The following is a 16,066-nucleotide window of genomic DNA, read 5'->3' on the forward strand; positions in this document are numbered from 1 at the left end:
ACTTCGCCACGATTCACGGCGAGTTCCGGCCTCGGCTGAAGGTCCTTCTCGCTCTCGCCAAGCCGATGGCTATATTGCCATCCACGTTCCGAGCCCGAGCCCGAGCCAGAGCCAGACAAGGCACTCCGATGCGAACCCTGCAAACGATGGTGGTGACCATGGTGATCCTTTCCCTGAGCGGCTGTACGGGGGAACTCGATCCTCCCGTCGCCAAGCAGATTCCCCACACGCTCACCGCGCACGGCCACGAGCGAACCGACGAGTACTTCTGGCTGCGCGAACGCGAGAATCCCGAGGTGATCGCTCATCTCGAGGCGGAGAACGCGTATCTGAAGCAGGTGATGGCCCCCACCGAGGGCCTCCAGGAGACCCTCTTCCAGGAGATCGTCGGGCGTCTGAAGAAGGACGACGCCTCGGTGCCGACCTTCGCTCGCGGCTACTGGTACTACACGCGCTTCGTCGCGAGTGGCGAGTACGCCCTCCATTGCCGGCGGAAGGGCACCATGGAGGCGCCCGAGCAGGTGATGCTCGACGGCAACGCGCTGGCAAAGGGACACGACTTCTTCGCCCTGGGCGCCCTGACGGTCAGCAGCGACAACCGCATCCTGGCCTATGCGGTCGACACCGTGGGTCGCCGCCAGTACACCTGGCGGTTCCGCGACCTCACGACCGGCCAGGACCTCGCCGACACCATCGCCATGGTCACCGCCAACGGTGTCTGGGCCGAGGACGGGCGCACGTTCTTCTACGCCGGCAAGGATCCGCAGACCCTGCGCAGCTATCAGGTCTGGCGCCACGAGCTGGGGGCGGATCCGGCCACGGCCGCACTCGTCTACCAGGAGGACGACGAGACCTTCTCGGTGAGCGTGACCAAGACCAAGTCGCGGGAGTACCTGCTGATCCATGCGGGCCAGACCGTTTCCGACGAGGTCCGCTTCCTCGCCGCGGACCAGCCTACGGGCCCCTGGCGCATCTTCCAGCCCCGGCAACGCGGCCTGGAATACTCGGTCGACCACGCCGACGGCCGCTTCGTGGTGCGCACCAATCTGGACGCCGAGAACTTCAGGCTCGTGACCTGCGACCCCGCCGGGACCGGTCTGGAACACTGGCAGGATCTGGTGCCGCACCGCGCCGACGTCCTCGTGGAGGGTTTCGAGCTGTACCGTGATTTCCTGGTGGTGGAGGAGCGGCGGGACGGGTTGACCCGCCTGCATGTCCGCTCCTGGTCGCCCGGCGCGGGTCACGACCTCGATTTCGGCGAGCCCACCTACAGCGCCTGGATCATCGGCTCGCCCGAGCTGGACACCGACCAGCTGCGCTACGGGTACAGCTCGTTGACCACGCCGCGCTCGGTCTTCGACTACGACATGCGGACCCGGAAGAAGATCCTGCGCAAGCGGGACGAGGTCCTGGGCGAGTTCGACCCGGCCTGGTACCAGGCCGAGTACATCCACGCCGTCGCCGCCGACGGCACCGCGGTGCCCATCTCGCTGGTCTACCGCAAGGATCGGTATGTCCGCGGCCAGAATCCCTGCCTGCTCTACGGCTACGGCTCGTACGGCCTGAGCATGGAGGCCGGTTTCCGGAGCTGGCGCCTCAGCCTGCTCGACCGCGGATTCGTGTTCGCCATCGCCCATGTGCGCGGCGGCGAGGAGCTGGGACGCCGCTGGTACGAGGACGGCAAGCTCCTCCGCAAGCGGAACACCTTCACCGACTTCATCGCCTGCGGCGAGCACCTCGCTGCCGCGGGCTACGCCGATCCCGGACGGCTGTACGCCATGGGCGGCAGCGCCGGCGGCCTCTTGATGGGGGCGGTCTTGAACATGGCTCCCGGGCGGTGGCACGGCGTGGTGGCGCAGGTGCCGTTCGTCGACGTGGTCACCACCATGCTCGACGAGAGCATCCCGCTGACCACCGGCGAGTACGACGAGTGGGGCGATCCCAACCAGAAGACCTACTACGACTACATGCTGTCGTATTCGCCCTACGACCAGGTCGCCGCCCAGGACTATCCTCACCTGCTGGTCATGACCGGGCTGCACGATTCCCAGGTCCAGTACTGGGAGCCGGCCAAGTGGGTGGCGAGGCTGCGGGCGCGCAAGACCGACCAGAACCTGCTCCTGATGCACACCAACATGGAGGCCGGGCACGGCGGGGCGTCGGGTCGGTTCCGGCGGCACCGGGAGACGGCGCTGGAGTGTGCCTTCCTGCTGCAACTGGCCGGGTTGGCCGAGTGACCCGAGCGGTCAGCGCAGCCCGTCGCCCACCACGGGCAAGCTCGCGGTCACGCAGTGCAGCGCCCCGTTGCGCTCGATGAGGCTCGAGGCGTCCACCCCGACCACCTGCCAGTCGGGCAGCAGCCGCCGGTACACGGCCAGCGCCTCGGCGTCCAGTTCGGGACAGAACCCGGGGTAGGTCGGGACCAGCAGGGTTCCGTTGGCGTAGACCACGTTGGTGTAGGTGCGCCAGCGGCCGTCGTCGTGGGGCGGCATGGGGATGCGTTCGACCTGGAGCTGCTGGTCGTTCCAGCGCTTGTCGCGCAGCGCGCGCGCGACCCAGTCGAGGCGCCTGGCGTTGTCGGCGTCCACCGCGGGATCGTAGCGGCCCACCACCACCACGTCGGGGGCGGTGAAGGTCAGGAACATGTCGACGTGCCCGGTGGGCTCGCCCTCCAGTGACAGCGAGGGGAACCAGTCGCGGAACCCCAGGTACCGCTGCAGGATGCCCCAGGTGGTGGCCAGATCGTAACCCCGCTCGCGTTCGTTGCGCGAGAGGATGTGCTGCGAGCTGATGCAGAAGCCCCGGCCGTTGCTCAGCAGGTCGCCGCCCTCCAGGGTCAACGGCAGCGCCGCCACCGGGACCCCGAGCGCCTTGCCCAGATGCCCGGGAACGCCATCGTCCACCTTGTTGGCGCGCTGGGTGCCGTAATGGGGGTCGAGGAACCAGGGCGCGCCGGCCGCGTCGAGCACCGTGAAGGGGCCGAAGTCGCGGACCCACATGGTCATCACCGGCGTGTAGACGAAGAACACGCAGCCGGCGGGCAGGCCGCTGCCCAGGAGCAGCTCGCCCACGGCGCGGCGTTCTTCGACCGAACCCACGAGGCAGACCACGCGGGTCTCCTCGTGCAGGGCGGTCACCAGATCGACCAGCGTCTCGGGGTGGAACTGGAGCATCTGGGCCGAGCTGATGGCGAGGGCTTCCTGCGGCTCGAACTCCCCCGGCATGCGCGGCGCCTCCGGCAGGTCCGCGGCTCTGGCCGTCGGGACCCCGCCGTGCAGCGCGAGCACGACCAGCGCGGCCACGCAGGCGCAGAGACGTCGTTCTCGAGGTGGCATCAGCACATTCTCCGACCTTGGCTGGGTGACCGGCGCCTCCGCGCTCCAACCGACCTGGTCGAGGGTAAGTTCCTGTGCGGTGCGAGGCAAGCCCGGGAGATCGAGCGCGTGGTCGGGCTGTGGACATGAGAAGGGCCCCGGCCGGGTGGCCGGGGCCCGCTGCGGCGGTCCTAGGCCGCGCCGCCTGGCGGCGTCTCGTCCGGGGCGGCGGGATCCGCCTCGGCGCCTTCCTTCATCTCGTCGATCTTGCCCAGGTACTGGGGCAGCTCGATGCCCACGTTCTTGGTCAGCTCGTGCAACGGCGGCAGCGAACCCACCAGGCCCGAGAGGAAGTCGGCCGTGGACGTCTTGCCGTCGCCCTTGCGCCCGCCTTCCCAGACGGTGATCTGATCGATCTTCAGGTTGCTGATGGCCTTGACCTGCTCCTCGATCAGCTTGGGCATCTGCTCGGTGATCAACAGCAGCGAGGCCAGCTCGGCCTTGTCCTCGGCGGCCGCGACCATGCGCGCGAAGCCCTCGGCCTTGCGCGAGAGGATGGCCTTCAGACCGTCGGCCTCGGCGGTCATCATGGCCAGGACGCCGTCGGCCTCGCCGCGCTTGGTGCGGCGGATCCGCTCGGCCTCGGCCTCGGCGATGGTCTCCACGCGCCGCTTCTCGATCTCCGCCGGGATCACGATGTTGGCCACCTGGGTGGCCTCCTCGCGCCGGGCGCGCTCGCGCTCGGCCTGCTCCTCGGCGGTGTAGGCTTCCTGGAGCGCCTGGGCCGACTGCACCTTCTCGGCGGCCACGGCCTGGCGCTCGGCCTCGGCCTCGCGCTCGCGCCGCTCGGCGTCCGAGTTGGCGATGGTGATCTTGGCGCGGTTCTCGCCCTCGACCGCGGTGGCGTGGGCGGCGGCCACCTGGATCCGCTGCTCGCGCTCGGCCTGGGCCTTGCCGATCTCGCCATCGCGCTCCTGCTCGGCCACCTTCTTCTTGGCCTCGTTGATGGCGCGCGCGGCGGCCTCGCGTCCCAGGGCGTCGATGTAGCCCGACTCGTCGGTGATGTCCTGGATGTTCACGTTGATCAGCCGCAGGCCGACCTTCTGCAGCTCGGACTCCACGCCCTTGGTGATGTTGTCGATGAGCTGCTCGCGGTCGGCGTTGATGTCCTCGATGGACATGGTGGCGATGACCACACGCATCTGGCCGAAGATGATGTCGCGCGCCAGCTCCTGCACCGCCTGCATGGTCTGGCCCAGCAGACGTTCGGCGGCGTTCTGCATCACGCCCGGCTCGGTGGAGATGCCCACGGTGAAGGTCGACGGGGTGTTGACGCGGATGTTCTGCAGCGAGAGGGCGCCCTCGAGCTTGATCTCGATGGGGATGGGGGTCAGGTCCAGGAACGCATGGTCCTGCATCACCGGCCAGACGAAGGTGGCGCCGCCGTGGATGCATTTGGCCGACTGGGCGGGGCCCTTGCCGGCGATCTTGCCGTAGACCACCAGGATCTTGTCCGACGGGCAGCGCTTGTAGCGCGTGGCGAAGCCGATGAGGGTGACGAAGAAGATCAGGACGATGGTGGCGATGAGGATCAGGAATTCGAATCCAGCCATGTTCTCTCCCTCTCGAGCGGCGCCGGGGCGGCACCACCAATCAGATTGTCTCGACCTGCAGGGTGTTGCCGGCCAGGACCTTGGTCACCTTGACCTGCTGTCCGCTGGGGATCTCTTCGGGCGATGCGGTCTGGGCCGCGACCGTGGCGAGCCGGCCCTGTACGACGACCTGGATCTGTCCCGAGCCGCTACCGGCCGCCGGGATCTTGATGTACACCGTGCCGCTCTGGCCGACGGCGTTGCGGTAGTCCAGCGACCCGCTCTGGCGCAGCGAGTAGAGCCCACGCATGAGCCAGAAGACCATGAGCATGAGCACGAATCCCATCACCAGCGCCACGATCACCGCCACCGGCAGCCCGAGGCCGCTGTTGAGCGCGATGGCGCCGGTCCAGCCGAAACCGGCGAGGAAGGCCACGATGGTGCGGGTGGAGACGAGGCCCAGGCCGTCGCCGTGTTCCATGTCGCCGCCGACGTCGAGCATCCCGTCATCGACGGTCACCGCGTCGCCGGCCACGTCGTCGCCGAGGCCGAGCACGGTCATGATGAGCTGGATCACGAGCAGCAGCGTGGCGAGGCAGCCGAGGCCGTAGAAGATCTGCAGGTCGAGGGTCAGGGCGTTGAACCATTCCGCCATGGAGTTCACCTCGTTTCGGGTTGGGTCCGCCTGCCCGCGACTCTAGCCGAGTCGTGGGGTCCGTGCAGCAGGAATCCCGTGCCCACCCGGGACTCTCGGGCTATTTCGGCCGCTGCCCCAGCAGCCTGGCCGGCAGGAAGATGATGGCCTTGAAGAGCTCCAGGACGCCGGAGACCGCGATGCCGAGCAGCCGGAAGGGTAGCAGCAGGAGCCAGACCAGGGGATAGAGCACGAGGAAGAGGATGGCCAGGGGCCAGCACAGGATGAAGAGGATGAGCCAGAGGAGGACGTTCATGGTGGTCGGACTCCGGGTGAAGGTGGCGACGGGTGGACGGGATTGGTACACCGGTCAGGGAGAGTGTATTCGACGGGATCGCCGCGGTCGATCGCTGTTGCCAGGCCTGCCCATGGCCGTATCTGGGTCGAGTCGAAATCCTACGACCAGCGAACGGATGCCCGGCGATCCGTCTGTTCGGGTAGCCGTCCCCCGCCATCACTCGTTATCCTGTGATTGTCCTGCTTCTTCCACGCACCTCACCAAGGAGGTCGCCATGAGCAAGGACTATTGCTGCCCGAACTGCGGGGCCGTGCTCAATCCGGATCGGTCGATCATCCTCACCGCGTCGTTCGACGACACGCACATCCTCATCGGCTTCCACCCCGAACCCGGCAACTACGAGGTCTACCTGCCGCCAGGCTTCCACGCGGTGCCGGGCTCCCGGTGGGACTTCTCCTGTCCCGTCTGCCAGGTGAGCCTGACGTCGGAGGAGGATCCCGACCTCTGCCGGCTGGTGCTGAGGTCCGACGGTCAGGAGTCGCGGCTGCTCTTCTCGCGGATCGCCGGCCAGCAGGCGACGTTTGTCGTGCGCGAGGATCGGGTCGAGGAGGCGCACGGTACGGACACGGTCCATTACGATCCGCTCTGGGCGCAGTTGAAGTACCTCCGGTGACGGAAGCACGCAGCGCCTGATCCGAGCACCAAGTCCTGGGCCGAAAGCAGTGCTCGGCTTGCCAGGAGGAATGTGGTGAGCCGAGGGCTATCGTGCCGACGTCCGCGGTCTCGACGCGGCATTATTCGCCCCACACCGACGGGTATTCCCCGGCGGCGGTTACCTCGTGATCCTATCATGACGGCATGCCCGAGACCTGCGAACTCTGCCGGCGTCCCGCGCCGGACCTGACCGCACATCATCTCGTTCCCAGGCGGGAGCACTCCCGGCTGCGCGGAACGCCCGGCTTCGATCTGGAGGCGGCGCGCAACGGCACGATCACCCTCTGCCCGGCCTGCCATCGCACGGTCCACGCCGAACTCACCCATCGCGAACTGGCCGACCGCTACCACACCCTGGCGGCATTGCGGGCCCATCCCGGAATCGCCCGCTTCGTGGCCTATGCCCGCCGGCAGCGGCCGGACAAGCGGATCGTGGTGCGGAAGCCGCGCTAGATCAGGCCTGAGCCTCCTGCTGCTTGAGTATCTTCGTCCGCACGAAGCAACGCAGCGTCGTCATGGCCACCTGTGGCGTGTCCTCGGGTACGAGCAATCCCGCAGCCAACCCCTCGTACATCTCGACGATCAGATCGGCCGAGCGCGGGCTCCAGCCCCGCCGCAGCATGCCCGCGCGGGCGCGCTCGGGGCTGACCTTCACGTGGCGGATCTCGCGGCCGAGGACCTCGCTGAAGACCCGGGCCGCGTCGTCGAAGCTGCGGCACTTGGGGCCCACGATCTCGCGCACCACGTTGCCCTCCCAGTCGGGCTCGCAGAGCAGGTTGGCCGCGAGCACGGCGACATCGCGGCTGGCGATCATGGGCAGTTCCACCGCGCCGTCGATGGGCAGGTTGATGGCGTTGTCCTCGCGGATGGCGCGCTCGGAGAAGGCGAAGTTCTCCATGAAGTAGCCGGCGCGCAGGTGCATGACGTTGGCCGGCGAGTCGTCGAGCAGCTTCTCGACCTCGCGCAGACCCTGGATCGCCCCGGTGCCGTGGTCGTGCTGCGCGCCGATGCTCGAGATGTTCAGCACGTAGGGGATCTCGTTCTCGACGATGGCCCGGGTGATGTTGCGGCCGAGCCGGACCTGGAACTCAATCAGGTCGGGGTGGGTGTAGGCCTGCGGCGAGGCCCAAAGCAGCCGCTGGCAGCCGACCGTGGCCTCTCTGACGAAGTTCCAGTCCTCGAGGTCGCCGTCCCAGACCGTGGCGCCGCGCGTGGCGAAGTCGGCGACCCGATCGCGATGGCGGGTCAGCAGCGCGACATACTCGCCGGCGGATAGGAGCATGTCGGTGACCACGCGACCGATGTTGCCGTTGGGGGTGTTGATGACGATGAACATGCCGGACACCTCCGTTCTGTCCCGGTGGCGGTGGCCAGCTCGAATGTCTCGGCTTCCGAGGAGTCAGGTCGATGGTTGGGGCCGAGCGCCACGGCGCCCCGGAGCCTCCGCGCGGTTTCACCGCGCAAAATAAGATCGTTGCACTCTTGATAAGGCCTTCTCAAAGCATACCCTATTTTCGCCGGGATGAGTGTAAAATCCGCTAAAATCGCTAACAATAATCTTGTTGACCCCTTGTTTTCACCGTCGCGAACGTGCTAAGGTCCCCACTAGTCGAGCAACCCTGGCCATGGGTCGGGGGAGTCCGATCGGCACTGCAAACGACCCAGAGGACCAGCACCCTGCCAGGGCACCGCACCGCCAGGGAGAGCATGGACTTCACCGGACCGTGGCCCGCGTTTGTCGGGTCTGGCGGTCACCTGCCTGGCCCGGCTCCATCCGGGAGGGCGGGTCCATGCGTTTCTGGCGAGTCCCCCTCGATGCCCACGAGGTCCAGATCCCCCGGGGCGAAATCCACCTGATCATCGAGCGTTGCAAGGGCTGCGCCTTCTGCGTGGAGTTCTGTCCGCGCGGGGTCCTGGCCATGTCCGACGACTACAATGCCAAGGGATATCACTATCCCGTGGTGGCCGAACCGGGCCAGTGCGTCGATTGCGACCTCTGTCAGGTGATCTGCCCCGATTTCGCCATCTACTGCGAGCCGGTCGAGGCTCAGGCGTGTCAGAAGACGCTGGTGGCGACGGCGGATCCCGACCCACCGCCGGCTGTAAGCGAGGAACAAGCCCCCGATTCCAGCGATGATAACGACCCGGGGCCCGCGCTGTCCCTGGTCGAACGGGAGGTGCGGCATGGCACAGGCTGATCCCGGCCACGTCCTCGTTGGCGACCACTACCTCGACGGCGACCATGCCTGCACCGAGGGCGCGCTCTCGGCGGGCTGCAACTTCGTGGCCGGCTACCCCATCACGCCGTCCACCGAGGTGGTCGAGCGTTACGCGCGGCGCATCCCCACCGTCGGCGGGACCTTCATCCAGATGGAGGACGAGATCGCCTCGATCACCGCGGTGCTGGGTGCGGTGTGGGGCGGGGCCAAGGCCATGACCGTCACCAGCGGGCCCGGCTTCAGTCTGATGATGGAGAACATCGGGCTGGGGGCCATGCTCGAGACGCCGTGCGTCGTGGTCAACGTCCAGCGGGGCGGACCGTCCACCGGGCTGCCGACCATGGTCGGCCAGGCCGATGTCATGCAGGCGCGCTGGGGCTCCCACGGCGATTACGAGATCATCGCGCTCTCGCCCCAGTCGCCGCAGGAGGCGTACACGCTCACCATCACCGCCTTCAACCTGGCCGAGCAGTACCGCTGCCCGGTGATGCTCATGCTCGACGAATGCGTCGGGCACATGACCGAGAAGGTCACCATCCCCGGCGCCGAGACCATCGAGATCAGGCCCCGGCGCCTCACCGACAAGCCGCCGGGCGAGTACCTGCCGTTCGCGTGCAACGGTGGCCAGATCCCGGACATGGCTCACGCCGGCAGCGGGCACCGCTACCACGTCACCGGCCTGACCCACGACGAGCGGGGCTATCCCGTGATGAGCGCCGCGGCCCAGGATCGACTCGTCCGGAGGCTTTGCGACAAGATCCGCGACCACGCCGACGAGATCGCGATCCTCGAGGAGGACGAGGTCGACGAGGCGGCAGTGGTGGTGATTTCCTACGGCATCACCTCGCGGGTGGCGCGGGCGGCCATCGAGGGGGCGCGCAAGCAGCATCTCGACGTGGGCGGCCTGCGGCTGGTCACCTTGTGGCCCTTCCCCGAGCGTCGGATCCGCGACCTGGCTGGTCGCGTGAAGGCCTTCGTGGTGCCCGAGATCAACTACGGTCAGATCGTCCTGGAGGTCGAGCGCTGCGCCGCCGGGCAGGCGCGCGTCGTGCCCGTCAGCCACATGGGCGGCGGCGTTCACGACCCGGCCGATATCCAGAGCGCCATCGTGGAGGCAGCGTCATGAGCGTGACCAGGATCACATCCAAGAGCGACGCACCGGCCGCTTCCGGCCACCCCATGGACCATCTCCTGCGCACCGACCGCCTGCCCCACATCTGGTGTGCCACTTGCGGCATCGGCACGGTGGTCAAGTGCTTCACCGAGGCGCTCATGTGCGCCGACCTCGACCTCGACAAGGTGGTGGTGGTCTCGGGCATCGGCTGCACCGGACGCGCCGCGGGTTACGTGAAGCTCGACTCCTATCACACGACCCACGGCCGGCCCATCCCCTTCGCCACCGGTCTGAAGCTGGCCAACCGCGACCTCAAGGTGGTGGTCATCAGCGGCGATGGCGACCTGTCTGCCATCGGCGGCAACCACCTCATGCACGCCGCCCGGCGCAACATGGACCTCACCGTGATCTGCGTGAACAACTTCATCTATGGCATGACCGGCGGCCAGGCGGCGCCCACCACGCCGGGCACCGCCAACACTTCCACCACTCCGTGGGGAGCCTACGAGCCGCCGTTCAACCTGCCGCTGCTCCTGGAGGCGTGCGGGGCCTGCTACATCGCCCGCTGGACCGCGCTGCACGTGCGCCGGCTCACCACCTCGCTCACCGAGGCGCTGCGGAAGCGGGGGTTCTCGTTCGTCGAGGCCATCGCGCCGTGCTCCACGCTCTACGCCCGGCGCAACCGCCTCGGTTCGGGCTTCGACCTCATGAAGTTCTACCACGACAACAGCGAGATCCGGCACGGCGCCGACGTCCGTGACGTGGGCATCGGCTACCAGGACAAGATCATCGTGGGCAAGTTCGTCGACCGCGAGCGGCCCACCTGGCAGGACCTGACCGATGCCCAGCACGACAAGGTCCTCGGCGAGAAGTACTTCCGCCACGAAGAGCTGGCGGCCCAGGCGGCCGCGCGCAAGGACGAGGCGTGCTGTGCAGAGGAGGTGGGACATGGCGAGGCGTGAGATCCGGGTCACCGGATACGGGGGGCAGGGGGTCATCATGACCGGCTACGTCTTCGGGCGCGCCGCCGCGCTCTACGACGGCCGCCACTCCACCCTGACGCAGAGCTTCGGACCAGAGGCCCGCGGTAGCGCCTGCGCCGCGGCCCTGGTCCTCGACGAGGAGGTGATCGCCTATCCGTACCTGCGCCGCACCGATCTGCTCATCGCGCTCTCGCGCGAGGGCTACGAGACGTACGCGGCCGAGCTCAAGGACACCGGTGTGCTGATCTACGATGCCGATCTCGTCGAACCAGATCTGGAGCGTGCCACCATCCGGGCCTGCGGGATCCCGGCGGCGCGCATCGCCGAGGAGCTGGGCAAGCGCATCGTCCAGAACATCGTGGTGGTGGGATTCGCCACCGCGGCGACGGAGATCGTCGGCAAGGAGGCGGCGCAACGGGCCATCGAGACATCGGTGCCCGAAGCGCTGATCGACCTCAACCTGAAGGCGTTCGAGAAGGGTTATGAGTACTTCCAACGGCACTAGAGGGGTGCTGGTCATCGGGGGCGGCATCGCCGGCATCCAGACGGCTCTGGATCTGGCCCGCTCGGGGTTCCCCGTCCATCTGGTCGAACGCGAGCCTTCGCTTGGCGGCCGCATGAGCCAGCTCGACAAGGTGTTCCCCACCGTGGATTGCTCGATCTGAATCCTCGGTCCCTTGATGATGGATGCCGGTCGGCATCCCCGCATCACCCTCCACACCCAGTCCGAGGTGATCGGCCTCGACGGTCGCCCCGGCCGCTTCCGTGCGCGGATCCGCACCGCGCCCCGGTACGTCGACCCCGACCTCTGCGTGGGCTGCGGCCTCTGCGCCGAGGCCTGTCCCGCCGTGCGTCCGAATCCCTTCGATCTCGGCCTGAAGACCGCCAAGGCCATCGACCGTCCGTTCCCCCAGGCGGTGCCGGCTGTCTACCATCTCGACCGCGAAGCGTGCCTCAACGACCAGATCCTGCGTTGCCAGCGTTGCGTCGACGCCTGCGAGCCCCGGGCCATCAATTTCGACCGCGAGCCTGCGGAACAGGATCTCGAGGTCGGCGCCGTGGTGGTGGCCACGGGCTTCGACGAACTCGATCCGCGCGAGCTGCTGCCCCTGGGCTACGGCCGCGCCGAGAACGTGATGACCGGCCTGGAGTTCGAGCGGCTGCTCTGCGCCACCGGCCCCACCCGTGGCCACGTGGTCCGGCCCACCGACGGCCAGGTGCCGCGGCGCATCGTCTTCGTGCAGTGCGTGGGCTCGCGGGGCGAGGGCGGCCGCGGGTGGTGCTCGCGCTACTGCTGCCTCAACGCGGTCAAGGCGGTGCAGGTGGCCCACGACCACGAGCCCGGGATCGAGGAGTGCGTGCTGCTGGGCACGGAGATGCGCGCCATGGGACGAGGCCACGACGCCTTCGTCGCCCGCGTCCTGGCTCGCGACGACGTGCGGGTGCTGCGCGGTCGGCCGGCCAAGATCCAGGAGGATCCGGCCACCGGCGATCTGCTGCTCTGGGTGGAGGACCAGGCCACCGGACGGCCGCAACGGCTGACAGCCGACCTGGTGGTCCTGTCGGTGGCGGCCACGCCCACGGCGGGCATGGCCGATCTGGCGGCGGCGCTGGGCGTCGAGATCGAGCCTGGCGGTTTCATCAGGCGACCCGATCCCGAGGGAGCGCCCGCGGCGACCACGCGGCCCGGCGTCTACGTGGCCGGCAGCGCCGGGGCGCCGGCCATCATCCCCGAGTGCGTGGCGCAGGGCGGGGCGGCGGCCATGGCCGCGGGGGCCCATGTCCTGGCGTCCCGCGACGCGGCCCCGCTACGCCACGAGGTCGACCCGCGCGACGCCGCGGGGCCGCCGCGCGTCGGGGTGGTGGTGTGCCATTGCGGCGCCAACATCGCCGGGGTCGTGGATGTGGCCACGCTGGCCCGGGAAGCGGCCGAACTGCCCCACGTGGTCCACGTCACCGATGTCAGCTTCGCCTGCGCCGACGTGGCCCAGCGCGCCCTGGAGGACGCCATCGCCGAGCACGACCTCAACCGCCTGGTGGTGGCGGCCTGCACCCCGCGCACGCACGAGCCGGTTTTCCGCGAGGTCCTCGCCCGCAGCGGCCTGAACCCGTTCCTGCTCGAGATGGTCAACATCCGCGACCAGGGCACCTGGGTCCACGCTCACGACCGGCCCGGCGCCCAGAAGCGCGCCCGCGACCAGATCCGCATGGGGGTGGCCCGTGCGGCCCGCCTGCAGTCCCTCGACCCCATCGTGATCGACGTGAACCGCCGGGTGATGGTCCTGGGCAGCGGTCCCGCGGGGCTCTACGCCGCGCTGCAGCTCGAGGCCCACGGCTACGACGTGGTGCTCGTCGAGCGCGACGAGAACCTGGGCGGCTTGCTGGCCGACCCGGGCCTGCACCGGCTCGCCGACAGCGACACCGAGGCCGATTCGCTGCGCGACCGCCTCTACCGCCAGCTCACCCGTTCGCGGGTGTCGGTCCGACCGGCGACCCAGCTCACGGCGGTCCGTGGCACCGTCGGCAATTACGAGGTGGAACTCCGGGGACCTGCGGGCGGGGAGCTGGAGAAGGTCGGGGCCATCGTGCTGGCCACCGGGGCGCGACCGTTCGATCCGACGGGCCAGCTCGGCTACGGCGAGAAGCGCAACGTCCTGAGCAGCGTGGACCTGGAACAGCGGCTCCACGACCCGGACGACCGCTGGTTCGGCCAGGACGGCGACCTGCCAGCCAGCGCCGTCTTCGTCCAGTGCGTGGGCTCTCGCTGCGACACCGACGGCTGCAATCCCGGCTGCTCGCGCTACTGCTGCGTGGCCACCCTGCGTCAGGCGCTGGCCCTGGCCGAGCATGGCGTGCGGGTGACGGTCTTCCACCGCGACATCCGCGCCGCGGGCACCGGTCGCGAGGAGCTCTACCGGCGGGCGCGCGGCGCCGGCGTGCTCTTCGTGCGCATGGCGGAGGACACGGCGCCCGAGGTGCTGGGCACCGCGAAGCGGGCCAAGAAGGTCGTGGTCGAGGACGCGGTGCTCGGACGGCCCGTGGTGGCGCAGGCCGACCTGGTGGTGCTGGCCGTGGGCCTGGTGCCCGACACCGAGGTGGTGGCGCACCTGCGCGAGGTCCTCAAGGTGCCCGTGGGCCCCGACGGGTTCTTCCTCGAGCGGCATCCCGAGCTGGCGCCGGTGGAGACCGTGGTCGACGGCGTGCTGGTGTGCGGCACCGCCGTGGGGGCCAAGGGGCTGCAGGAGGCGCTGGCGGAGGCCGGGGCGGCCGCCGGCAAGGCGGCCCAGCTCCTGGTCCGCGACACTCTCGACCTTGAGCCCACGGTGGCGGCGGTCGACCCCTGGCTTTGCCGCGGCTGCGGGGTATGCGTGTCCATGTGCGAGTTCCACGCGCCCGAGCTGGTCACCGGCGAACTGGGCACTCCGGTGGCCCGGATCAACGAGGCGGCGTGCAAGGGCTGCGGCACGTGCGTGGCCTGGTGCCCCAGCGGGGCGCTGTCGGCGCGCCACTTCACCGACGAGCAGATCGACGCCATGCTCACCAGCATGCTGCAGTGGGAGGAGGCGCCATGAGCGAGTTCGAGCCGCGCATCGTGGTCTTCGCCTGCAACTGGTGCAGCTATGCCGGAGCCGACACCGCCGGCGCCAGCCGTCTCGAGCACTCGCCACGGTTCCGGGTGATCCGCACCATGTGCTCGGGCCGCGTGAGCACCGCGCACGTGCTGCGCGCGTTCCAGCTCGGCGCCGATGGCGTGCTCGTCTCCGGCTGCCACTTCGGCGATTGCCACTACATCTTCGGCAACCACCGCGCGGTGGAGCAGTTCGCGGTGACCGAGCGGCTCCTGCACACGCTGGGGCTGGAACCCGGGCGTGTGCGGCTCGAGTGGGTGTCGGCGGCCGAGGGTCCGCGGTGGGCGGCCCTGATCGACGAGTTCGTGGCCCAGATCACCGCGCTGGGACCCAGCCCCTGGCGTCAGACGGCGCCGGTGGATCTGGACGGCGACATCGCCCCCGAGCTGGAGGTGTCGAGCTGATGATCGACCTCCAGGGCATCAAGCTCCTGCGTTGCCTCGACTGCGGCAAATGCACCGCGGTCTGTCCCGTGGCCCGCTACAATCAGGTGCTCTCGCCGCGCCGTCTGGTGCGCCGCGCCCTGGCCGGACGCCTCGACGGCGATCGTGAGGCGGTGTGGGCCTGCCTGACCTGCATGCACTGCGATGCGGTCTGCCCGCAGGAGGTTACCATCAGCCGCCTGATGCCCCGACTGCGCGAACAGGCCCGGCGGAACGGCGGCCAGCCGCCGGCCACCCGTTGCGGCACTCTCGACACGGTGGTCGACCTGCAGGCGCGGACCGAGCGGTCGCAGAACCGCCTCGACTGGCTCCCCGACGATGTGCGCACCGACCCGGCGAGCAAGACCCTGCTCTGGGTCGGTTGCGCCCCGTACCTCGACGCCCTGCACGACGACAAGGGTGTGCGCGCCACCGACGCCGCGAGCGACACGATCCGCATCCTCAACGCCCTGGGCATCGAACCGGCCATCCTCGGGGACGAACGCTGCTGCGGCCACGACCAGCTCTGGGGCGGCCAGGAGGACCTGTTCGAGCAGCTGGCCGCGCGGAACGTGGACCGGCTCACCGAGGCGGCGCCCGACCTGATCATCACCGCCTGCCCCGAATGCGCGCTGATGCTCGACCGCGAGTATCGCGAGCGATTCGGGGTGCCGGCGGGCGAGGTGCAGCACCTGGCCCAGTTCCTCGCCGAGCGGCGGGACGAGTTGCCGCTGACCGAGATGACGCAGACGGTGGCCTTCGCCGACCCCTGCCGCCTCGGCCGTCACCGCGGCTTCTACGCCGAACCCCGCGCCGCGCTGGACGCGGTCCCCGGCCTCGAACGCCGCGAACTGGCGCGTTCGGGACGCCGCGCGGTGTGCTGCGCCGGCAACTGGCAGGGGTGCAACCAGGCCACCAAGCGCATCCAGACCGACCTCTTGCACGACGCGGCGACCACCGGCGCCGAGACGCTGGTGACCGCCTGCCCCAAGTGCCTCATCCATCTTACCTGCGCCCAGCGCGGCCAGGAGGAGGGGGCCCCGGATCTAGCGATCCGGGATCTCGCCTCGGTGGTGGCGGGAGCGCTCCAACGAACCGACCGCGAGGCGGCGGCCGGTTCCAGTGTCGAGGAAAGGAGGTGAACCGA

At 69.1% G+C, this 16,066-nt stretch carries 16 protein-coding genes; 11 read left to right on the forward strand and 5 right to left on the reverse strand.

Annotated elements, in window-relative coordinates; translation table 11 throughout:
- The first annotated feature begins 128 nt into the window (after positions 1-128).
- Positions 129-2,237: a S9 family peptidase gene (locus IFSED24_RS18930; RefSeq protein ID WP_491333053.1), complete on the forward strand. Its 2,109-nt coding sequence runs from the start codon at positions 129-131 to the stop codon at positions 2,235-2,237.
- Between the two features lie 9 nt (positions 2,238-2,246).
- Here IFSED24_RS18930 and IFSED24_RS18935 read toward each other — a convergent pair whose 3' ends face one another.
- From IFSED24_RS18935 to IFSED24_RS18950, 4 genes are all read right to left on the reverse strand, one after another.
- Positions 2,247-3,335, reverse strand: coding sequence for an agmatine deiminase family protein (locus IFSED24_RS18935; protein WP_491333054.1), 1,089 nt, complete (start codon positions 3,333-3,335; stop codon positions 2,247-2,249).
- Positions 3,336-3,505: 170 nt separating this feature from the next.
- Positions 3,506-4,927 carry a flotillin family protein gene (locus IFSED24_RS18940; RefSeq protein WP_491333055.1) on the reverse strand — a complete coding sequence of 474 codons (1,422 nt, stop codon included), beginning with the start codon at positions 4,925-4,927 and terminating at the stop codon, positions 3,506-3,508.
- 40 nt (positions 4,928-4,967) lie between these two features.
- Positions 4,968-5,561, reverse strand: coding sequence for a hypothetical protein (locus IFSED24_RS18945; RefSeq protein WP_491333056.1), 594 nt, complete (start codon positions 5,559-5,561; stop codon positions 4,968-4,970).
- A 100-nt stretch (positions 5,562-5,661) separates the two neighbouring features.
- On the reverse strand, positions 5,662-5,856 hold the full coding sequence (locus IFSED24_RS18950; protein WP_491333057.1) for a hypothetical protein: 195 nt from the start codon (positions 5,854-5,856) through the stop codon (positions 5,662-5,664).
- 256 nt (positions 5,857-6,112) lie between these two features.
- Between IFSED24_RS18950 and IFSED24_RS18955 the strand changes: the two genes are divergently transcribed.
- Together IFSED24_RS18955 and IFSED24_RS18960 are read left to right on the forward strand one after the other, a co-directional pair.
- Positions 6,113-6,511 (forward strand): hypothetical protein, encoded by a 399-nt coding sequence (locus IFSED24_RS18955; protein ID WP_491333058.1) that lies wholly within the window; start codon positions 6,113-6,115, stop codon positions 6,509-6,511.
- 185 nt (positions 6,512-6,696) lie between these two features.
- The gene (locus IFSED24_RS18960) at positions 6,697-7,005 is read left to right on the forward strand and encodes an HNH endonuclease (protein ID WP_491333059.1); all 309 of its coding nucleotides are present in this window, start codon (positions 6,697-6,699) and stop codon (positions 7,003-7,005) included.
- Between the two features lies 1 nt (position 7,006).
- Here IFSED24_RS18960 and IFSED24_RS18965 read toward each other — a convergent pair whose 3' ends face one another.
- Positions 7,007-7,888 (reverse strand): NmrA family NAD(P)-binding protein, encoded by an 882-nt coding sequence (locus IFSED24_RS18965; RefSeq protein WP_491333060.1) that lies wholly within the window; start codon positions 7,886-7,888, stop codon positions 7,007-7,009.
- Positions 7,889-8,342: 454 nt separating this feature from the next.
- Here IFSED24_RS18965 and IFSED24_RS18970 point away from each other — a divergent pair, with 454 nt between their 5' ends.
- Genes IFSED24_RS18970 through IFSED24_RS19005 form a run of 8 tightly spaced genes read left to right on the forward strand, consistent with a single transcriptional unit; the run spans position 8,343 to position 16,061 of the window.
- Positions 8,343-8,750 (forward strand): 4Fe-4S dicluster domain-containing protein, encoded by a 408-nt coding sequence (locus tag IFSED24_RS18970; protein ID WP_491333061.1) that lies wholly within the window; start codon positions 8,343-8,345, stop codon positions 8,748-8,750.
- Entirely contained in the window at positions 8,737-9,897 is a 1,161-nt protein-coding gene (locus tag IFSED24_RS18975) for a 2-oxoacid:acceptor oxidoreductase subunit alpha (protein ID WP_491333062.1), read from the forward strand. The genes IFSED24_RS18970 and IFSED24_RS18975 overlap by 14 nt, the downstream gene beginning before the upstream one ends.
- Positions 9,894-10,847: a thiamine pyrophosphate-dependent enzyme gene (locus IFSED24_RS18980; protein WP_491333063.1), complete on the forward strand. Its 954-nt coding sequence runs from the start codon at positions 9,894-9,896 to the stop codon at positions 10,845-10,847. The genes IFSED24_RS18975 and IFSED24_RS18980 overlap by 4 nt, the downstream gene beginning before the upstream one ends.
- Positions 10,834-11,373: a 2-oxoacid:acceptor oxidoreductase family protein gene (locus tag IFSED24_RS18985; protein WP_491333064.1), complete on the forward strand. Its 540-nt coding sequence runs from the start codon at positions 10,834-10,836 to the stop codon at positions 11,371-11,373. The genes IFSED24_RS18980 and IFSED24_RS18985 overlap by 14 nt, the downstream gene beginning before the upstream one ends.
- Entirely contained in the window at positions 11,351-11,533 is a 183-nt protein-coding gene (locus tag IFSED24_RS18990) for an FAD-dependent oxidoreductase (protein WP_491333065.1), read from the forward strand. Before IFSED24_RS18985 ends, IFSED24_RS18990 begins: the two co-directional genes overlap by 23 nt.
- Before the next feature lie 15 nt (positions 11,534-11,548).
- A complete protein-coding gene (locus tag IFSED24_RS18995) occupies positions 11,549-14,440 on the forward strand; it encodes an FAD-dependent oxidoreductase (protein ID WP_491335081.1) in 2,892 nt (963 codons plus the stop codon).
- A complete protein-coding gene (locus tag IFSED24_RS19000) occupies positions 14,437-14,901 on the forward strand; it encodes a hydrogenase iron-sulfur subunit (protein ID WP_491333066.1) in 465 nt (154 codons plus the stop codon). The genes IFSED24_RS18995 and IFSED24_RS19000 overlap by 4 nt, the downstream gene beginning before the upstream one ends.
- Positions 14,901-16,061, forward strand: a complete 1,161-nt coding sequence (locus tag IFSED24_RS19005; protein WP_491333067.1) for a (Fe-S)-binding protein — start codon at positions 14,901-14,903, stop codon at positions 16,059-16,061. The genes IFSED24_RS19000 and IFSED24_RS19005 overlap by 1 nt, the downstream gene beginning before the upstream one ends.
- The last annotated feature ends 5 nt before the right edge of the window (positions 16,062-16,066 follow it).

Source organism: Candidatus Latescibacter sp. IFSED24 (assembly GCF_058273205.1).

Coding starts and splice junctions, on each gene's coding strand:
- IFSED24_RS18990 (WP_491333065.1), top strand. CDS start 11,351: ATGAGTACTTCCAACGGCACTAGAGGGGTGCTGGTCATCGGGGGCGGC.
- IFSED24_RS18965 (WP_491333060.1), bottom strand. CDS start 7,888: ATGTTCATCGTCATCAACACCCCCAACGGCAACATCGGTCGCGTGGTC.
- IFSED24_RS18950 (WP_491333057.1), bottom strand. CDS start 5,856: ATGAACGTCCTCCTCTGGCTCATCCTCTTCATCCTGTGCTGGCCCCTG.
- IFSED24_RS18995 (WP_491335081.1), top strand. CDS start 11,549: ATGATGGATGCCGGTCGGCATCCCCGCATCACCCTCCACACCCAGTCC.
- IFSED24_RS18980 (WP_491333063.1), top strand. CDS start 9,894: ATGAGCGTGACCAGGATCACATCCAAGAGCGACGCACCGGCCGCTTCC.
- IFSED24_RS18945 (WP_491333056.1), bottom strand. CDS start 5,561: ATGGCGGAATGGTTCAACGCCCTGACCCTCGACCTGCAGATCTTCTAC.
- IFSED24_RS18955 (WP_491333058.1), top strand. CDS start 6,113: ATGAGCAAGGACTATTGCTGCCCGAACTGCGGGGCCGTGCTCAATCCG.
- IFSED24_RS19005 (WP_491333067.1), top strand. CDS start 14,901: ATGATCGACCTCCAGGGCATCAAGCTCCTGCGTTGCCTCGACTGCGGC.
- IFSED24_RS18940 (WP_491333055.1), bottom strand. CDS start 4,927: ATGGCTGGATTCGAATTCCTGATCCTCATCGCCACCATCGTCCTGATC.
- IFSED24_RS18985 (WP_491333064.1), top strand. CDS start 10,834: ATGGCGAGGCGTGAGATCCGGGTCACCGGATACGGGGGGCAGGGGGTC.
- IFSED24_RS18960 (WP_491333059.1), top strand. CDS start 6,697: ATGCCCGAGACCTGCGAACTCTGCCGGCGTCCCGCGCCGGACCTGACC.
- IFSED24_RS18970 (WP_491333061.1), top strand. CDS start 8,343: ATGCGTTTCTGGCGAGTCCCCCTCGATGCCCACGAGGTCCAGATCCCC.
- IFSED24_RS18975 (WP_491333062.1), top strand. CDS start 8,737: ATGGCACAGGCTGATCCCGGCCACGTCCTCGTTGGCGACCACTACCTC.
- IFSED24_RS19000 (WP_491333066.1), top strand. CDS start 14,437: ATGAGCGAGTTCGAGCCGCGCATCGTGGTCTTCGCCTGCAACTGGTGC.
- IFSED24_RS18930 (WP_491333053.1), top strand. CDS start 129: ATGCGAACCCTGCAAACGATGGTGGTGACCATGGTGATCCTTTCCCTG.
- IFSED24_RS18935 (WP_491333054.1), bottom strand. CDS start 3,335: ATGCCACCTCGAGAACGACGTCTCTGCGCCTGCGTGGCCGCGCTGGTC.